The sequence below is a fragment of the Streptomyces sp. NPDC090106 genome, assembly GCF_044747265.1.
GTDB lineage: Bacteria > Actinomycetota > Actinomycetes > Streptomycetales > Streptomycetaceae > Streptomyces.
Window position 1 is genome coordinate 739,859 of record NZ_JBIVDS010000002.1, and the last position, 16,703, is coordinate 756,561.

The 16,703-nt window shown below is 72.5% G+C and carries 16 protein-coding genes; 13 read left to right on the forward strand and 3 right to left on the reverse strand.

The window, feature by feature from the left end:
• Positions 1–35: 35 nt before the first annotated feature.
• The 5 genes from ACIPSE_RS08875 (at position 36) to gatB (ending at position 4,059) form a co-directional block, all read left to right on the forward strand.
• The gene (locus tag ACIPSE_RS08875) at positions 36–407 is read left to right on the forward strand and encodes a DUF4267 domain-containing protein (protein WP_401659187.1); all 372 of its coding nucleotides are present in this window, start codon (positions 36–38) and stop codon (positions 405–407) included.
• Between the two features lie 89 nt (positions 408–496).
• Entirely contained in the window at positions 497–793 is a 297-nt protein-coding gene (gene gatC, locus ACIPSE_RS08880) for an Asp-tRNA(Asn)/Glu-tRNA(Gln) amidotransferase subunit GatC (protein ID WP_031485327.1), read from the forward strand.
• 6 nt (positions 794–799) lie between these two features.
• The gene (gatA, locus tag ACIPSE_RS08885) at positions 800–2,293 is read left to right on the forward strand and encodes an Asp-tRNA(Asn)/Glu-tRNA(Gln) amidotransferase subunit GatA (RefSeq protein WP_401659190.1); all 1,494 of its coding nucleotides are present in this window, start codon (positions 800–802) and stop codon (positions 2,291–2,293) included.
• Positions 2,290–2,529 carry a hypothetical protein gene (locus ACIPSE_RS08890; RefSeq protein ID WP_401659193.1) on the forward strand — a complete coding sequence of 80 codons (240 nt, stop codon included), beginning with the start codon at positions 2,290–2,292 and terminating at the stop codon, positions 2,527–2,529. The genes gatA and ACIPSE_RS08890 overlap by 4 nt, the downstream gene beginning before the upstream one ends.
• Before the next feature lie 15 nt (positions 2,530–2,544).
• A complete protein-coding gene (gene gatB, locus ACIPSE_RS08895) occupies positions 2,545–4,059 on the forward strand; it encodes an Asp-tRNA(Asn)/Glu-tRNA(Gln) amidotransferase subunit GatB (RefSeq protein ID WP_401659195.1) in 1,515 nt (504 codons plus the stop codon).
• Positions 4,060–4,149: 90 nt separating this feature from the next.
• Here gatB and ACIPSE_RS08900 read toward each other — a convergent pair whose 3' ends face one another.
• Positions 4,150–4,917, reverse strand: coding sequence for an SAM-dependent methyltransferase (locus ACIPSE_RS08900; RefSeq protein WP_401659197.1), 768 nt, complete (start codon positions 4,915–4,917; stop codon positions 4,150–4,152).
• 148 nt (positions 4,918–5,065) lie between these two features.
• Here ACIPSE_RS08900 and ACIPSE_RS08905 point away from each other — a divergent pair, with 148 nt between their 5' ends.
• The 7 genes from ACIPSE_RS08905 to ACIPSE_RS08935 all read left to right on the forward strand — a co-directional run bounded on the left by ACIPSE_RS08905 (position 5,066) and on the right by ACIPSE_RS08935 (position 13,235).
• The gene (locus ACIPSE_RS08905; RefSeq protein WP_401659199.1) at positions 5,066–5,344 is read left to right on the forward strand and encodes a hypothetical protein; all 279 of its coding nucleotides are present in this window, start codon (positions 5,066–5,068) and stop codon (positions 5,342–5,344) included.
• 209 nt (positions 5,345–5,553) lie between these two features.
• Entirely contained in the window at positions 5,554–7,803 is a 2,250-nt protein-coding gene (locus ACIPSE_RS08910) for an MMPL family transporter (protein ID WP_401659201.1), read from the forward strand.
• Positions 7,781–8,353, forward strand: a complete 573-nt coding sequence (locus ACIPSE_RS08915; RefSeq protein WP_401659204.1) for a GNAT family N-acetyltransferase — start codon at positions 7,781–7,783, stop codon at positions 8,351–8,353. The genes ACIPSE_RS08910 and ACIPSE_RS08915 overlap by 23 nt, the downstream gene beginning before the upstream one ends.
• Positions 8,354–8,388: 35 nt before the next feature.
• The gene (locus tag ACIPSE_RS08920) at positions 8,389–8,994 is read left to right on the forward strand and encodes a hypothetical protein (protein ID WP_401659206.1); all 606 of its coding nucleotides are present in this window, start codon (positions 8,389–8,391) and stop codon (positions 8,992–8,994) included.
• Between the two features lie 200 nt (positions 8,995–9,194).
• Positions 9,195–9,410 carry a hypothetical protein gene (locus ACIPSE_RS08925; protein ID WP_401659209.1) on the forward strand — a complete coding sequence of 72 codons (216 nt, stop codon included), beginning with the start codon at positions 9,195–9,197 and terminating at the stop codon, positions 9,408–9,410.
• A gap of 239 nt (positions 9,411–9,649) precedes the next feature.
• Positions 9,650–12,919 (forward strand): AAA family ATPase, encoded by a 3,270-nt coding sequence (locus ACIPSE_RS08930; protein ID WP_401659780.1) that lies wholly within the window; start codon positions 9,650–9,652, stop codon positions 12,917–12,919.
• Between the two features lie 55 nt (positions 12,920–12,974).
• Complete coding sequence (locus ACIPSE_RS08935; RefSeq protein ID WP_401659212.1) at positions 12,975–13,235, forward strand: DUF6191 domain-containing protein; 261 nt, start codon at positions 12,975–12,977, stop codon at positions 13,233–13,235.
• Here the strand turns inward: ACIPSE_RS08935 and ACIPSE_RS08940 are convergent.
• Both ACIPSE_RS08940 and ACIPSE_RS08945 read right to left on the reverse strand, forming a co-directional pair.
• Positions 13,232–14,443, reverse strand: a complete 1,212-nt coding sequence (locus tag ACIPSE_RS08940; RefSeq protein ID WP_401659214.1) for a PQQ-dependent sugar dehydrogenase — start codon at positions 14,441–14,443, stop codon at positions 13,232–13,234. The two genes, ACIPSE_RS08935 and ACIPSE_RS08940, sit on opposite strands and share 4 nt — an antisense overlap.
• 115 nt (positions 14,444–14,558) lie before the next feature.
• On the reverse strand, positions 14,559–15,557 hold the full coding sequence (locus ACIPSE_RS08945; RefSeq protein WP_401659217.1) for an aldo/keto reductase: 999 nt from the start codon (positions 15,555–15,557) through the stop codon (positions 14,559–14,561).
• A 77-nt stretch (positions 15,558–15,634) separates the two neighbouring features.
• Here ACIPSE_RS08945 and ACIPSE_RS08950 point away from each other — a divergent pair, with 77 nt between their 5' ends.
• Positions 15,635–16,588 carry a 2-hydroxyacid dehydrogenase gene (locus ACIPSE_RS08950; protein ID WP_401659220.1) on the forward strand — a complete coding sequence of 318 codons (954 nt, stop codon included), beginning with the start codon at positions 15,635–15,637 and terminating at the stop codon, positions 16,586–16,588.
• The last annotated feature ends 115 nt before the right edge of the window (positions 16,589–16,703 follow it).

The following is a 16,703-nucleotide window of genomic DNA, read 5'->3' on the forward strand; positions in this document are numbered from 1 at the left end:
TGCTAGAAAACAGTCGTCAGTGAGGAGAACCGACCATGACCGCGACCGCGTACACCCTGGCCGTCCTGCTCAACCTGTTCTGCCTGTTCCTCGGCTACCGGTTCCTGCTCCAGCCCGCCTCCGCCGCCACCGGCTACGGCGTCCCCGCCCGCCCCGACGGAGACGCCGGCGCGTACCTCTCCGTCAAGGGCCTCAGGGACGGCACCTTCGGCGTCGTCGGCCTCGCGCTGCTGGCCTTCGCCGGGGCCCGCGCGGAGGCCTGGTTCATGCTCTGCGTCGCGCTCGTCCCGCTCGTCGACACGGTGATCGTGCTGCGCCACGGCGGGCCCAGGGCGACCGCCTTCGGAGTCCACTTCGCCACCGCCGTGATCGTCCTGATCAGCGCCGCGCTGCTCTTCGCGGTCTGACGGACACGAAACCGCGTGACGACCGGCTGCTCCCGCCCCATAGGATTGGCCCCAAACCACACACACTCACCACCCCAGAGGATCGCTGCATGCCTGGCATCACGCGCGAGGAGGTCGCGCACCTCGCTCGGCTGGCGCGTCTGGAGCTGAAGCCCGAAGAGCTTGAACACTTCGCCGGCCAGCTGGACGACATCATCGGCGCGGTCGCCCGCGTCAGCGAGGTCGCCGACCAAGACGTACCGCCGACCTCGCACCCGCTCCCGCTGACGAACGTCATGCGCGTGGACGAGGTCCGTCCGTCGCTCACCCCCGAGCAGGCGCTCTCCGGCGCCCCGGCCCAGGAGCAGCAGCGTTTCAAGGTGCCGCAGATCCTGGGGGAGGACTAAGAAGTCATGACGGACATCATCAAGCTCACCGCCGCCGAGACCGCCGCGAGGATCGCCTCCGGCGAGCTGACGGCCGTCCAGGTCACCGAGGCCCACCTCGCCCGGATCGAGGCCGTCGACGAGAAGGTGCACGCCTTCCTGCACGTCGACCGCGAGGGCGCCCTCGCCCAGGCGCGTGCCGTGGACGCCAAGCGGGAGGCCGGCGAGAAGCTCGGCCCGCTCGCCGGTGTGCCCCTCGCGCTGAAGGACATCTTCACCACCGAGGGCATCCCGACGACCGTCGGCTCCAAGATCCTCGAAGGCTGGATCCCGCCGTACGACGCCACGCTCACCAAGCGTCTGAAGGCCGCCGACGTCGTCATCCTCGGCAAGACCAACATGGACGAGTTCGCCATGGGGTCCTCCACCGAGAACAGCGCCTACGGCCCGACCGGCAACCCCTGGGACCTCACCAAGATCCCCGGCGGCTCCGGCGGCGGTTCCTCCGCCGCGCTCGCCTCCTTCCAGGCGCCCCTCGCCATCGGCACCGACACCGGCGGCTCCATCCGCCAGCCGGCCGCCGTCACCGGCACGGTGGGCGTCAAGCCGACCTACGGGGCCGTGTCCCGGTACGGCATGGTCGCCTTCTCCTCCTCCCTCGACCAGGGCGGCCCCTGCGCCCGCACGGTCCTGGACGCGGCCCTGCTGCACGAGGTCATCGCCGGGCACGACCCGCTCGACTCCACCTCCATCGACGCGCCCGTCCCGCCGGTCGTCGAGGCCGCCCGCAACGGCAGCGTCGAGGGCATGCGCGTCGGCGTCGTCAAGCAGTTCCGCGGCGAGGGCTACCAGGCCGGCGTCATCCATCGGTTCGACGAGTCCGTCGCCCTCCTCAAGGAGCTGGGCGCCGAGATCGTCGAACTGGACTGCCCGTCCTTCGACCTCGCCCTGTCGGCGTACTACCTCATCGCGCCCTCCGAGTGCTCCTCCAACCTCGCCCGCTTCGACGGCCTGCGCTACGGCCGCCGCACCGGCGACGACGGCACGCACTCCGCCGAGGAGGTCACCTCCCTCACCCGTGAGGCGGGCTTCGGCCCCGAGGTCAAGCGCCGGATCATGCTCGGCACGTACGCGCTGAGCAGCGGCTACTACGACGCCTACTACGGCTCCGCCCAGAAGGTGCGCACGCTCATCACGCGCGACTTCGAGAAGGCCTTCGAGTCGGTGGACGTGATCGTGTCGCCCACCACGCCCACCACCGCCTTCGCGATCGGCGAGCGCGCCGACGACCCGATGGCGATGTACCTGGCCGACCTCTGCACCATCCCGACCAACCTCGCGGGCAACGCGGCCATGTCGCTGCCGTGCGGTCTGGCACCCGAGGACAACCTCCCCGTGGGGCTCCAGATCATCGCCCCGGCCCTGAAGGACGACCGGCTGTACAAGGTCGGCGCCGCCGTCGAGGCCGCCTTCGTGGAAAGGTGGGGGCACCCGCTCCTGGAGGAGGCACCGTCGCTGTGAGCAAGCTGACCAAGGCGAAGGACTTCAAGAAGTCCAAGTCCGGTACGTACCTGTCGATGGCCACCACCGCGTTCGGCGCGCTGGGTGTCGCCAAGCAGATCAAGAAGGCCCGCACCGAGCAGGACACGCTCCGGCTGGTCGACGCCACCGTCTCCGCGGTCGCGATCGTCACCGGTCTCGCCATCCTGTACCGCGAGCTGAAGCGGCTGGGCGACGACGACGTCCTGCTGGGCTGAGAGGGAAGTTTCACCGTGACCACCACGACCGACCTGGAGTCGTACGAGGACGCTCTCGCGTCGTACGACCCCGTCATGGGCCTTGAGGTCCATGTCGAACTCGGCACCAAGACCAAGATGTTCTGCGGCTGTTCGACCGAACTCGGTCAGGACGCCAACACGCAGACCTGCCCCACCTGCCTCGGCCTGCCCGGCGCGCTCCCGGTCGTCAACGCGACCGGCGTCGAGTCGGCGATCAAGATCGGTCTCGCGCTGAACTGCGAGATCGCCGAGTGGTGCCGCTTCGCCCGGAAGAACTACTTCTATCCGGACATGCCGAAGAACTTCCAGACCTCCCAGTACGACGAGCCGATCGCCTTCAACGGCTACCTCGACGTCCAGCTGGAGGACGGCGAGACCTTCCGTGTGGAGATCGAGCGCGCCCACATGGAGGAGGACACCGGCAAGTCGACCCACGTGGGCGGCGCGACGGGCCGTATCCACGGCGCCTCGCACTCCCTGCTGGACTACAACCGCGCCGGCATCCCGCTCATCGAGATCGTCACCAAGCCGATCGAGGGAGCGGGCGAGCGCGCCCCCGAGGTCGCGCGGGCGTACGTGCGGGAGCTGCGCGAGGTCATCCGGGCCCTCGGTGTGTCCGAGGCGCGGATGGAGATGGGCCAGATGCGCTGCGACGTGAACCTGTCGCTGCGCCCGCACGGCCGCGAGAAGTTCGGCACCCGCAGCGAGACGAAGAACGTCAACTCGCTGCGCTCCGTGGAGCGTGCCGCCCGCTTCGAGATCCAGCGGCACGCCGCGGTCCTCAACAGCGGCGGCACGATCATCCAGGAGACCCGCCACTTCCACGAGGACACCGGGTCCACGACCTCGGGCCGGGTGAAGGAGGAGGCCGAGGACTACCGGTACTTCCCGGAGCCCGACCTCGTCCCGGTCGCCCCGTCCCGTGCGTGGGTCGAGGAGATCCGCGTGGCGCTCCCGGAGCTGCCGCTGGCCCGCCGTACCCGGCTGCTCGCCGAGTGGGGCATCACCGCGCTCGACATGCAGGCGATCACCAACGCCGCCGCGCTGGACCTGATCGTCGCCACGATCGACGCCGGTGCCGACGCGGCGTCCGCCCGCAAGTGGTGGATGGGTGAACTGGCCCGCAGCGCCAACGAGTCGGGCACCTCGCTCGACGAGCTGGCCATCACGCCGGAGCAGGTCGCCCGGGTCACCGAGCTGGTCTCCAAGGGCGACCTCAACGACAAGCTGGCCCGCCAGGTCATCGAGGGCGTCCTCGCCGGCGAGGGCACCCCGGACGAGGTCGTCGACAAGCGCGGTCTGAAGGTCGTCTCCGACGAGGGTGCCCTCGGCACCGCCGTCGACGAGGCCATCGCCGGCAACCCGGGCATCGCCGACAAGATCCGCTCCGGGAAGGTCGCCGCGGCCGGCGCCCTGGTCGGCGCGGTCATGAAGGCGACCCGCGGTCAGGCCGACGCGGCCCGCGTCAAGGAACTGATCCTGGAGAAGCTGGGCGTCAGCGAGGGCTGAGCCCCGCGTTCCTCCCGAGGGGGACGGGCCACTTCGGTGGCGCGTCCCCCTCGGTGCGTCCGCCTGAGGCGGCCGGCGGGAAACGGTTCGCTAGAGGCGGCGACCGACGACCCGGACGAAGCCCAGGGCGCGGCCCTCGTCCGCGCGGAGCATCTCGGCGACCTCGCGGGCCGCCGTGCGGTGGAACTCCTCGGGGCTCTCCTCGGCGACCACCTCGCACCAGCGCAGCCAGTCCCGCCAGCCGTCCGGCTGCCAGTCGGCCGTCTCCACCTCCACGGCCCCGCTGCGGGCCCAGTGCCGGCGCCACCAGTCGGCGGAGTGGAAGCACCAGTACTCCGCCCGCCACCAGGGCGCCAGATGCGCCGGCGGCTCGCTGCCCTCGCTCTCCGCCCGCAGCGCCGGTACGACGATCCCGATCCGGCCGCCGGGCTTCAGCAGCCGCGTCAGGGAGGGCAGATAGAGGTCGTTCGTGCCGAAGTACTGGTAGGCGTCGATGCTCACGATCGCGTCGAAGCCGCCCTCGGCGAACGGCAGGTCGTGCGCCTCGGCGTGCACCGGCTGGACCCGCTCGGTGAATCCCGCCTCGGCGATCCGTTTCGCGTTGTCGTCCGGCCTGACCCACAGGTCGGCGGCGGTGACCTGGGCGTCGTACTCCCTGGCCAGGAAGACCGAGGTCAGCGCCCGGCCGCAGCCCAGGTCCAGGACGCGGGCGCAGGGGCGCAGGGTGTCGAGGCCCAGCGCGGGGGCGAGCCACTCCAGCAGCCACAGGGCGTTGGGGCCCATCTGGTTCTCGACGACCCAGCGGGCGTCGTAGCCGTTGCTGCGCGGATAGCGGGCGGGGGCGGTGATGTCTGGCATCGGTGGACGGGCTCCTTGAGTCCGGGACGGCGGATAGGGATACGAAGGAGCGGGGCCGCCTGCTCAAGCGAGGGGTGTTCCCGCTCGCGGGCGGGCGCCCGCGGCATCGGACCGGCGTTCTCAGGGGGACGCGCTACGCTCGCCCGCCATGAGCGGACCTGTTGATTCCGAGACCGGCATACCGGAGGCGCGAAGAGCCCGTTGGACGGCTCTCGGCAGCGGGGCGCTGCTGGCACTCGCGGGTGTCGCCGCCGCGGTGCTCCGCCTCACCGGCCCGGCACCCTCCCTGGTCTGCGCCGCCTACGCGTCCGGCGCGGCGGTGTGCGCGCTCGCGGCGGTCCTCGGCGCCCGGGGACGCACCCGGTGGGCGCTGTGGCTGCTGATCATCGGCGTGATGGTGATGGCGCTGGGCGACCAGTTCGACTGACGTGACAGAGCGGCCGTTACTGTCCTGTGATCTGGCTCCCACTCCTGTGAATAACGCCACGAACGGCATAAACGATCAATTTCGCCTGCGAGAGTGGGCGGCGCATTGCTCATACGTTCCTTTTGCTCATGCGTTCTTTGCGGGCCGTTCACCTCGTGAACCACCAGTTCCCGGTCAAAGATCCACCGACAGCCCCCGGGAGCACGTTCGTGGCAGCCCTCGCACGCTGGTGTGTCCAGCGCCGCCTCGTCGCCGTACTGCTGTGGCTCCTCGCCTTCGGCGGGGTGACCGCGGGCGCCGCCGTCGCGGGCTCGGCCTACTCCAACGACTACGAGGTCCCCGGCACCGAGTCGGGCCGCGCGACCCAGCTGCTCCAGGCCGGCTTCCCGGACCTCGGCGGCGACAGCGACACCGTCGTCTGGCACACCCCCGCCGGCACCACCGTCCGCTCCGCCGCCGTCGAACAGACCATGAACCGGACCCTGGAGGAGATCGCCGGCCTCCCCGGAATCGCCTCCGTGACCGGCCCCTACGGCGACGACGGCTCGGCCCGCATCAGCGCCGACGGACGCACCGCCTACGCCGTCGTCACCTTCGAGGACCGCGCCGAGGACATCTCCCCGGCCGAGGCACAGACGGTCGTCGACGTCGCCGCGTCCGCCCGGGGCGACGGCCTCCAGGTCGAGCTGGGCGGCAGCGCCATCGCGCTCACCGAGTCCTCCGGAGGCCATGTCGCCGAGGCCGTCGGCGTGGTCGTCGCCGCCGTCGTGCTCTTCCTCGCCTTCGGGTCGCTCGCCGCCTCCCTGCTGCCCATCGCGACCGCCCTGGTGAGCGTCGGCACCGCCTACTTCGGCATCGAGCTGCTCGGGCACGCCATGACCGTCGCCGACTTCGCCCCCATGCTCGGGATGCTGATCGGCCTCGGCGTCGGCATCGACTACGCCCTGTTCATCGTCACCCGGCACCGGCGCGGCCTCAAACGCGGCCTGGACGTCACCGAGTCGATCACCAACGCCGTCGCGACGACCGGACGGGCCGTCGTCTTCGCGGGTGCCACGGTGTGCATAGCGCTGCTGGGGATGCTGATCCTGCGGCTCGGCTTCCTCAACGGCGTCGCCATCGCCGCCTCGCTGACCGTCGTCCTCACCGTCGCCGCGTCCGTGACCCTCCTGCCCGCCCTGCTCTCCTTCATCGGCCCGCGCGCCCTGAGCCGCCGCGAACGGCGCCGCCTGGCCGAGCACGGACCCGAGCCGGAGCTGCCGACCGGGTTCGCGGCCCGCTGGTCGGCCTTCGTGGAACGCCACCCCAAGCTGCTGGGCGCCCTCGCCCTCGCCGTCGTCACCGTCCTTGCCCTGCCCACCCTGGGCCTGCGCCTGGGCACCTCCGACCAGGGCAACAACCCCGAGTCGTCCACCACCCGCCAGGCCTACGACCTGCTCGCCGACGGGTTCGGCGACGGCGTCAACGGCCCGCTCACCCTCGTCACCCCGGTGAGCGGCGCCGAGGACCGGCTCGCCCTGGACAACCTGGACGCCACCCTCCGCACCACCGAGGGCGTCGCGTCCGTGACCCCGGTGACCTACGACGCGGCCGGCGACACCGGGTACCTCACCGTCGTCCCCACCTCCGCGCCCCAGTCGCGGCAGACCAGCGACCTCGTCGACCGGCTCCGCCAGGAGGTGCTGCCGCGCGCCGAGACCGGCACCTCCCTGGACCTCCGCGTCGGCGGGGTGACCGCCTCCTACGACGACTTCGCCGAGGTCATCGTCGGCAAGCTGCCCCTGTTCGTCGGTGTCGTCATCGGCCTGGGCTGCGTCCTGCTGCTGCTCGCCTTCCGGTCCGTCGGCATCCCCCTGAAGGCCGCCGCGATGAACGTGGCCGCGGTCGCCGCCGCCTTCGGCGTGGTCGTCGCGATCTTCCAGTGGGGCTGGGGGAGCGAACTGCTCGGCCTCGGCCGCGCGGGCCCGATCGAACCCTTCCTCCCGGTCATCATGGTGTCCGTCCTCTTCGGCCTCTCCATGGACTACCAGGTGTTCCTGGTCAGCCGGATGTACGAGGAGTGGCTGGAGACCGGCGACAACCGGCGGGCCGTGCGCCTCGGCCTCGCCGAGACCAGCCGCGTGATCAACTCGGCCGCGGTCATCATGATCTCGGTGTTCCTCGCCTTCGTGCTCTCCGGCGACCGGGTCATCGCCATGTTCGGCATCGCCCTCGCCGCCGCCGTCGCCCTCGACGCCTTCGTCCTGCGCACCCTCCTCGTCCCCGCCCTCATGCATCTGCTCGGCGGCGCCAACTGGTGGCTGCCCGGCTGGCTGGACCGCCGCCTGCCCCGCATCAGCATCGAGCCGCCCGAGTGCCGCGCCCAGCATGAAAGGCTGGATCAGCTGGTCGGCCGGGTCCCCGGCCAGGCCACCGAGGGACGCGGAAAGGGAGCGGATGTACGCGATATCGCTGGGTGAGGACGCCGAGCTGCGGCCGTTGGAGCCGTGGCACGCCGAGGAGTTCCTGGCCAACCTGGAGCGCGGCCGGGAGTTCATCGGGCAGTACATCGCCTTCGGCTCACAGGTCGTCGACGTCGACACCGCCCGCGAGACCCTCCAGCGGTACGCCCGGATGCGCGCCGAGGACACCGGCGGCTACCACGGCATCTGGCTCGACGGAAAGCTCGTCGGCGGGGTCCTCACGCTGAACTTCGACGCCGCGACCGGCAACTGCGAGGTCGGCTGCTGGCTGGAACCCGGCGCGACCGGCCGCGGGCTCGTCGGCCGGGCCATGCGCGTCCTCATCGACTGGGCCGTCGAGGAACGCGGCATCCACCGCGTCGAATGGGTCGCGGCCTCGGGGAACACCCCCAGCCTGAACGTGGCCCGCCGCCTCGGCATGACCCGCGATGGCGTCCGGCGCGAGGCACACCCCTATGGTGGCTTGAGGCACGACCTGGAGGTGTGGTCGATCCTCGCCCCCGAATGGCGCGCAGCACGCGCGCGTGCCGCCCGTAGCGATCATTAAGACCCCTCTCAGACAGGATCCGTACGGTGCCCAGCATGGGAAGCAAGACAGTTGACGAGACCGGTGCCGAGACGGGCACCGAGGCCACGACCGACGAGACCGCGGTGGACGTCACCAAGGCCGACGAGGTGACCGCGGCCGAGGAGACGGCGACCGCGGTGAACGAGGACGCCGAGGCATCCGAGGACGCCGACGACTTCGAGGACGACGAGCTGGACGCCGCCGCGGCCGTCGAGGACGAGAGCCCCACCGGGGCAGGCCAGGGCGCGGGCGCCATCGTGTCCGCCGCGCTCGGCCTGATCTCGCTCTCCGGCAGCTGGGTCGGCACCGTCGGCTCCGCGCGCGAGGCCCTCATCGGGCAGCTCCAGACGTCGTCCTCCTCGGACGTCGCCACCCTGGTCAAGGAGGGCTATGGCGACGCCTGGAACGCGACCGCGCTGTGGGGCGGCGTCTTCGCCCTCGTCGCCCTGCTCGTCGGCGTCGTCGTGCTGGCCCGGCCCGCCTTCGGCACCCCCGGCAGGCCGCAGCCGGTCTGGATCAAGTCGGTCGCCTGGGCGGGTGTCACGCTCGGCGTCATCGGCCTGCTTCTGGCCGTTCTCAAGTACACCGACATCCTGCTCGGTCTGCCCTCCACGAGCTGAGGAACCGCAGGTCCGGAAGGGGCCTTAGCCGCGCCATGAGCACCTTAGGCGCCGGCTGAGGCCCCTTACGCGCGTCTAAGGCCCCTCGGGGGAGCCCAAGATGCGGCACTCTCCCGATGTGGCGGACCCCCCTCGGAGACGAAGGTTGAGGCATCGCAGAAAGCGAGCCGCACCACTCCGCTCCGAGGTCAGGACACCCCATGCACGAGTACGAGCTCTCCCGTCTCCGTTCCGCCGAACTGCTCCGCCAGGCCGACCACGAGCGCCTCGTCCGCGAGGCGCTGCGAGGCCGCCGCGCCGCCCGCCGGGAGGCCGCCCGCCGTGAGGCCGCCCGCCGTGAGGAGGCAGGCCCCGCCACCGAGAGCGAGTCGCATACCGGGCGTCCTCGCCGGCTCCGGTTCCCGCGCGCCGCGTGAGCGCCCCGCGGGCAGCCGGTCCACCGCGGACCGGCGCCCGGCTCCCACCGCTGTCCGACGCCGTCCCGACGACCGGGGCGGCGTCGGTGCGCGTGACCACCGCGACCGCGACCGCGACCGCGACCGCCGCCACCGTCCCTCCCGCCACCGTCCCTCCCGCCGCCGCCTCTCCCGCCAACGCCCCCTCCACAGTTGACGCCTCCTCGAAAACCGGTGCCCTCGTGCCGGACGCGCGTGCGATGCTCGGGGCCGTGGAGACCAGGTCCGTCAGTCCCGTCTTCGTCGGTCGCGCCGACGAGCTCGCCGTGCTGGACGAGGCGCTCGGCCGGGCCGCCGCGGCCACGCCCCGCGCCCCCGGCACCGGGGGAGAGCCCCAGGCGCTGCTCATCGGCGGCGAGGCAGGCGTCGGCAAGACCCGGCTCGTCGAGGAGTTCGCCGCCGCCGCGCGCCGCACGGGCGCCGTCGTCGCGATCGGCGGCTGCGTCGAGATAGGCGCCGACGGACTGCCCTTCGCCCCCTTCTCGACCGCCCTGCGCGCCCTGCGCCGCGCCCTCCCGGACGAACTGGCCGAGGCCGCCGCCGGACAGGAGGAGGAACTCGCCCGGCTGCTGCCCGAACTCGGCGAGGCCCCCACCGCACGCCACGACGAGGAGGGCATGGCCCGCCTCTTCGAACTCACCGCCCGCCTCCTCGAACGGGTCGCCGCCGACCGCACCGTCGTCGTCGCCCTGGAGGACCTCCACTGGTCCGACGCCTCCACCCGCCACCTCCTGGCCTACCTGCTGCGCACCCTGCGCACCGGCCGCCTCCTCGTCCTCGCCACCTACCGCTCGGACGACATCCACCGCCGCCATCCGCTGCGCCCCCTGCTCGCCGAACTCGACCGGCTGCGCACCGTCCACCGCCTCGACCTCGCCCGCTTCAACCGCACCGAGGTCGGCCGGCAGATCGCCGGCATCCTCGCCCAGGAACCCGACCCGGCCCAGGTCGACGAGATCTACGCCCGCTCCGACGGCAACGCCTTCTTCGTCGAGGAACTCGCCGTCGCCGCCCACGAGGGCTGCCGCACCGGCCTCACCGACTCTCTGCGCGACCTGCTCCTGGTCCGGGTGGAGGGGCTGCCCGAGACCGCCCAGCGGATCGCCCGGGCCGTCGCCGAGGGCGGCGCCACCGTCGAGCACCGGCTGCTCGCCGCCGTCGCCGGTCTCTGCGAGGACGACCTCATCGAGGCGCTGCGCGCCGCTGTCGGCGCCAACATCCTGCACCCCGCGCCCGACGGCGACGGCTACCGCTTCCGGCACTCCCTGGTCCGCGAGGCCGTCAGCGACGACCTGCTCCCCGGCGAGCGCTCCCGCCTCAACCGCCGCTACGCCCAGGCCCTGGAGACCGACCCGACGCTCGTCCCCGCCGACGAACGCGTCCTGCGACTGGCCAGCTACTGGTACCACGCCCACGACGCCGCCAAGGCCCTGCCCGCCGTCCTCGACGCCTCCGTCACCGCCCGCCGCCGGCACGCCCACGCCGAGCAGCTCCGGCTCCTGGAACGCGCGATGGAGCTGTGGGACACCGCCCCCGAGGACGTCCGCGCCGCCCTGCGCCCCGTCGACTACGCCGAGGTCTACCCTCCCTGCGGCTGCGACCCCGCCACCACCCCGCTGCGCTATCTCGACCTGATGGCCGAGGCCGCCGTGGCCGGCCGGCTCTGCGGTGAACGCGAACGCGCCCTGAAGATCACCAAGCGGGCGCTGCACCTCGTCCAGGACGAGGACGACCCGCTGCGCGCCGCCTGGTTCTGGGTGCAGCGCTCGCGGCTGATCCGGAACCTGGCCCGCGGTGACGGCCGGGCCGAACTGGCCGCCGCCGAGGACCTCGTGCGCGGACTGCCGCCCAGCGAGGTGCACGCCGAGGTCCTCGTCCACGTCGCCAACTGGTCCCTGCTCAACGCCCCGGGACCCGACACCTTCGAGGCCGCCGAACGCGCCGTCGGCTACGCCCGGATGGTCGGCGCCCGCGAGGTCGAACTGGAGGCCCGGCAGATCCTCGGCGTCCTGATGTCCGGCGCCGGACACATCGAGTCCGGCCTCGCGGAACTCCACGAGGTCAAGGAACGGGCCCTGGCCGAGAACATCCCGCAGGCCGCGCTCAGCGCCTACGTCAACCTGCCCTCCGAACTCGAAGCGGTCGGCCGCTCCCGGGAAGCCGTCTCGATCCTGGAGGAGGGCACCACCTTCGCCAAACGGCACGGACTGCCCGACACCACCGCCTGGGTCTGGGGCAACCTCGCCGAATCCCTCTTCTCCCTGGGCCGTTGGGAGGAGGCGGACCACGCCGTCGCCTCCATGGGACGGACCGGACAGGCCGCCGTCAGCCGCGGCTTCCACGCTCTGCTGCGCACCGAACTCGCGCTCGCCCGGGGCGACCTGGCCGCCGCCGAGCAGCAACTCGAGGTCGCACGGCAGCACTTCGGCGCCCACGAGGGGGTACCCCAGGACCGGCTGCCGCTGGCCCGGCTCGCCATCGCCGTCGCGGCCGGGCAGGGACGGCTGTCCGACGCCCGCGCCGAACTCCACCGCGTCCTCGACGGCGGCTTCCCGCCCGGCACCCATCGCTACGCCTGGCGGCTCCTGCTCACCGCCGCCACCGCCGAGGCCGACGCCCTCGGCCGGCCCGACACCGGACCCGGTCGCGCCGAGACCCTCGACCGCATCCGCCGGGCCGCCAAGCCCCTGCCCACCCACGTCCCCGTCTGGCACGCCCACGAGCGCTGGCTCCACGCCGAACTGCTGCGCGCCGCGGGCACCGCCGACCCCGGCTCCTGGAACGCCGTCACCACCGCCTTCGAAGCCCTCGACCGCCCCTACGACCTCGCCCGCGTACGGCTGCGGCTCGCGGAGGTGCTGCTGGGCACGGCGGACGCGAAGCGTGGACAGGGCGACGGGAACGGACGGGGCGACGGGAACGGACGGGGCGGCGAGAGCGGTGTGGGCGGCGAGAGCGGTGCGGGCGGCGGAGGCTGCCGGGCCGACAGGGGCGGTGGGGGCGAGCGGGACCGTGCCACGGAACTGCTGTGGCTCGTCCGTGCCGTCGCCGAGCACCTCGGTGCCCGGCCGCTCGCCGACACCGTGCGCGGCCTCGCCCAGCGGGCCCGGCTTCCCCTGACCCGCGCCCTGCCCCCGGGCCCGGCCTCCGCCGCACCCCGTCCCGGTGACGACCTGCGGCTCACCGGCCGGGAGCGCGACGTCCTGCGGCTCGTCTGCGCCGGTCGCAGCAACCGTCAGATCGCCGAGGAGCTGTTCATCTCCCCGAAGACGGCCAGCGTCCATGTATCGAACATCCTCGCGAAGCTCGGTGTCTCCGGCCGCGGCGAGGCGGCGGCCCTGGCCCATCGGCTGGGGCTCTTCGCCCCGGAGCCGGAACCGGAGTCGGAACCGGAGCCGGAACCGGAGTCGGAACCGGAGTCGGCACGGGAACCGGAGCCGCAGTACGAGGATCGAACGGGAGCGCGATAATGGACGCCGTTGTGCCGCTCGCCGCCACCGCAGGCCGGCCCCGGAAGGAGGAGCCATGTTCAACGCCTTCGAGGAACTGTTCTCCCCGGGCCGCAAGCACACCCACGACGAGGAGAACCGGCTCGAACTGACCCGGGAGGACGTCGGTGACGCCGACCCCGGACGCGGGCCGATCGACCTCGCGTCCGGCAAGGTGGTGGTCCGGCCACCGAAGCCCGAGGCGGCCGACGTGGCCGAGACCGACGGGGACGAGGCCGGCGACGCCGACGCCGACGACGCGGGTGGCCCTGACCAGCCGGGCGGCGCGGTCGGCTAGGTCACCTGGAGTTCCAGGACGCGGTCGTCGCCGTCCTTCGGGTCGCCCCGGCCGTCCGTGTTGCTGGTGATCAGCCACAGCTTGTCGCCGCCCGCCGAGGCGACGGTGCGCAGCCGGCCGTACTCGCCCTCCAGGAAGGCCTGGGGGTCGGCGGAGGCCGCCGTGCCGTCCAGCGGGACCCGCCACAGGCGTGTGCCCTTGAGGCCCGCCATCCAGATCGAGCCCTCGGCGTAGGCGATGCCGCTGGGGGAGGCGTCGTCCGTGGCCCACTGGGCTATCGGGTCCTGGAAGGCGGCGTTGTCGCCCTTGCCCTCGGCGTCCGGCCAGCCGTAGTCGGCACCCGGCTTGATCGCGTTCAGCTCGTCCCAGGTGTCCTGGCCGAATTCGGAGGCGAACAGACGCTGCTCGGAGTCCCAGGCCAGGCCCTGCACATTGCGGTGGCCGTAGGAGTACACGGGGGAGTCGGGGAACGGGTTGCCCGGGGCGGGCTCGCCCTCCGGGGTGAGACGGAGGATCTTGCCGCCCAGGGAGTCCTTGTCCTGGGAGAGCCCGGTGTTGCCGCTCTCGCCCGTGCCCGCGTAGAGCATGCCGTCCGGGCCGAAGGCGATGCGCCCGCCGTTGTGGATGTAGCCCTTGGGGATGCCCTTGAAGACGGTGTCGGGCGCGCCGAGCTGATCGCCGGCCGGCCTGTCCTGCTGGTAGAGCATCCGCACGACGCGATTGTCGGAGGCCGAGGTGAAGTAGGCGTACACCATGTGGTCCGAGGCGTAGTCCGGCGACAGGGCGAGGCCCATCAGACCGCCCTCACCGGCCGGGGAGACCCCGGGGACCTCGCCCAGCACGGTCTTCTTCCCGGTTTCCCCGTCGATCCGGGTGATCGTCGCCTCGTCCCGTGAGGAGACCAGCAGATCGCCCTCGGGGAGCGGGGCCAGGCCCCAGGGGGTGTCCAGGCCGGTCGCGACGGTCCGCACGACCTTCACCGTCCCCTTGGCCGGGGGTGTCCGCGCGGTGGACTGCGCGCCGGGGGAGGTGGCCGCCCCTCCCGTACCACCGGACGAGGCGCTCTCCTTGCCCGCGGGCGTTCCCCTCCCTGCCCCGTCGGAGGAGCAACCGGCCGTCAGCAGGAGCGCAGTCGCGGCCAACACGGCCGACACAGCTCGACGTTGCACGATCCCAGTCCCTTCGACGCGACGATCTCTACCTGTCATACACCGCCCGCGCCCCGGAGGTTCCCGATCCCGGGTACCCGATTCCCGGGCCCCGGTTTCCCGGGCGTGCTCTCCCGTCCCCTGCTCCCAGGGTCCCTGTTGCCCCCGATCCCCGTCACTCCCAGGATCCCCGTGCCCCCGGCAGCCCCGCCAGTTCCGTCAGGTCCTGCGCCGTCAGGCGGAGCGCCGGCGCCGCGGCGTTCTCCGTCACCCAGCGTTCCCGCTTCGCGCCCGGGATCGGGACGACGTGGGGCCCCTGGGCGAGAACCCAGGCCAGGGCGACCTGGGCCGGGGTCGTGGTCTCGGAGTGACGGGCGGCGACCCGGCGCAGGCCGGCGACGATGGGCTGGTTGGCGGCCATCATCTCGGCGGTGAAGCGGGGGTGGCGGGCGCGCAGGTCGTCCGGTTCGAAGCCCTCGCCGGGCGTCAGCGTCCCGGTGAGGAAGCCGTTGCCCAGCGGCATCGCGGCGACGAAACCGACACCGCGGGCCTCGCACCACGGCAGCAGCCCTTCCAGTGCCTCGCGCGACCAGAGCGACAGCTCCGCCTCCACGGCGCTCACCGGGAACACCTGCTGCACCCGCCGGAGCTGCTTGATCGTCGCGTCGTGCAGCCCGGCCCCGGCCCGCCGGCCGCCCCGCGCGCCCATCGCGCACAGCCCCAGCGCCCGCACCTTCCCGGCCTGCACCAGCTCCGCCATCGCCCCCCAGGTCTCCTCGACCGGGACCTCGGGGTCCGCGCGGTGGAGCTGGTAGAGGTCGATCACATCCGTCTGAAGCCGTCTCAGGGAGGCGTCGCACGCCCGTCTCACATAGCCGGGGCGGCCGTTGGCCACGATGTGCTGCTCGCCCACCAGCAGACCGACCTTCGTCGACACGAAGGCCTCGTCCCGGCGCTCCTTCAACACCCGCCCCACCAACAGCTCATTGGTGAACGGGCCGTACATATCGGCCGTGTCCAGCAGCGTCGAGCCCAGGTCCAGGGCCCGTTCCAGGGTCCTGAGCGACTCCTCGCCCCGCTGCCGCGACCCGCTGTACGCCCAGCTCATCGGCATGCAGCCGAGTCCGACGGCCCCCGTCGCGAGCGCCCCCGCACCGATCGTCCTGCGCTCCACCTGCTCGTAACCCTCCCTCTTCCGGCACCCCACAACCTAACCTCTGCGCACCCACGGCTCTGGCATAGCCTCAGCACATGACCGCTGCTGACGTGTGGCTCCCCATTCCGCCCGACGAGATCGAAGGGCTCCCCGAGGGGCTGAACTACCGTTTCTGGAACGGTGAACCGGACTTCCCCGCGGACCCGGCCGACTGCGCCTACTACGTCGTCCCCTACATGAAGCCCGCGGAGATCGCGGTACGCCCTCTGCCCGTGCTGAGCTCGGTCCGGGTCGTCCAGACGCTGTCCGCCGGCATCGACAACATCCAGGGCGGGCTGGCCGGTCTGCGGCCCGGCGTCCAGGTGTGCAACGCCCGCGGAGTGCACGAGGCGAGCACCGCCGAACTCGCCCTCACCCTGATCCTCGCCTCGCTGCGCGGCGTCCCCGACTTCGTGCGCGGCCAGGACGCCGAGGAGTGGCGCGGCGGCTTCCGGCCCGCGCTCGCCGACAAGAACGTCCTCATCGTGGGGTACGGCTCGATCGGATCAGCGATCGAGGACCGGCTCGTCCCGTTCGAGGTCGCGCGGGTGGCGCGCGTCGCGCGCTCGGAGCGCACCACGGCGCGCGGCCCGGTGCGCCCGCTCACCGAACTGCCCGCCCTGCTGTCCGAGGCGGACGTCGTCGTCCTCATCACCCCGCTCACCGAGTCCACCCGGCATCTCGCCGACGCCGACTTCCTCGCCCGCATGAAGGACGGCGCCCTGCTGGTGAACGTCGCGCGCGGTCCCGTCGTCGACACCAAGGCGCTGCTCGCCGAGCTGGAGACCGGCCGGCTCACCGCGGCCCTGGACGTCACCGATCCCGAACCGCTGCCCCAGGGGCACCCGTTGTGGCACGCGCCGGGCGTGCTGATCAGTCCGCACGTCGGCGGTCCCACGTCCGCGTTCCTGCCGCGCGCCAAGCGGCTCCTGGTGGACCAGTTGGGACGTTTCGTGAACCGGGAGCCGCTCGGCAACGTGATCCTGACGACGGGACCCGTCGGCGGCTGACCCCGCCCGGCGGCAAGCGCGCCGTCCGCTTTCGGTACCCTCCGCAACCTTCCGGACGCGGGCCGTGCCCGCATCCCCGCTGGTCGTCACGGAGCGTAGAGGAACTATGTCCCTG

What these genes read in the sequence shown, in the direction of transcription:
- ACIPSE_RS08875 (WP_401659187.1), top strand. Translation starts at nt 36, where the DNA reads ATGACCGCGACCGCGTACACCCTGGCCGTCCTGCTCAACCTGTTCTGC.
- gatC (WP_031485327.1), top strand. Translation starts at nt 497, where the DNA reads ATGCCTGGCATCACGCGCGAGGAGGTCGCGCACCTCGCTCGGCTGGCG.
- gatA (WP_401659190.1), top strand. Translation starts at nt 800, where the DNA reads ATGACGGACATCATCAAGCTCACCGCCGCCGAGACCGCCGCGAGGATC.
- ACIPSE_RS08900 (WP_401659197.1), bottom strand. Translation starts at nt 4,917, where the DNA reads ATGCCAGACATCACCGCCCCCGCCCGCTATCCGCGCAGCAACGGCTAC.
- ACIPSE_RS08905 (WP_401659199.1), top strand. Translation starts at nt 5,066, where the DNA reads ATGAGCGGACCTGTTGATTCCGAGACCGGCATACCGGAGGCGCGAAGA.
- ACIPSE_RS08915 (WP_401659204.1), top strand. Translation starts at nt 7,781, where the DNA reads ATGTACGCGATATCGCTGGGTGAGGACGCCGAGCTGCGGCCGTTGGAG.
- ACIPSE_RS08920 (WP_401659206.1), top strand. Translation starts at nt 8,389, where the DNA reads ATGGGAAGCAAGACAGTTGACGAGACCGGTGCCGAGACGGGCACCGAG.
- ACIPSE_RS08925 (WP_401659209.1), top strand. Translation starts at nt 9,195, where the DNA reads ATGCACGAGTACGAGCTCTCCCGTCTCCGTTCCGCCGAACTGCTCCGC.
- ACIPSE_RS08930 (WP_401659780.1), top strand. Translation starts at nt 9,650, where the DNA reads ATGCTCGGGGCCGTGGAGACCAGGTCCGTCAGTCCCGTCTTCGTCGGT.
- ACIPSE_RS08935 (WP_401659212.1), top strand. Translation starts at nt 12,975, where the DNA reads ATGTTCAACGCCTTCGAGGAACTGTTCTCCCCGGGCCGCAAGCACACC.
- ACIPSE_RS08940 (WP_401659214.1), bottom strand. Translation starts at nt 14,443, where the DNA reads ATGACAGGTAGAGATCGTCGCGTCGAAGGGACTGGGATCGTGCAACGT.
- ACIPSE_RS08950 (WP_401659220.1), top strand. Translation starts at nt 15,635, where the DNA reads ATGACCGCTGCTGACGTGTGGCTCCCCATTCCGCCCGACGAGATCGAA.